Here is a 201-nt window from a genome sequence, read left to right as displayed (position 1 = left end):
ATCCAAGAAGCTTTACAATTTAAAGAAGCTAATGAAAATAAAGCAAAAGAAAATCTTAGTGCTTTAATCAAATGGAGTGAAAACGAAGGCAAGGAAGAATTAGAATATGCTAAGAATTTAAGCAAAGAAAACTATAATCAAGAAAAAGTTACACAAATGATTATTAAAAATCTTAAGATGATACAAGCTAGTATTGAAGAT

At 26.4% G+C, this 201-nt stretch carries 1 protein-coding gene; it reads left to right on the top strand.

The features are described from left to right. A partial coding sequence (locus tag CAMP5053_RS08565; protein WP_337217664.1) for a hypothetical protein occupies positions 1-201 on the top strand: 201 nt, incomplete at both ends.

Source organism: Campylobacter sp. S4:11 (assembly GCF_024723695.1).
Taxonomy (GTDB): domain Bacteria; phylum Campylobacterota; class Campylobacteria; order Campylobacterales; family Campylobacteraceae; genus Campylobacter_D; species Campylobacter_D jejuni_C.
Note: the sequence above shows the minus strand (reverse complement) of the source record. Positions and strands in the feature narration are given on the sequence as shown.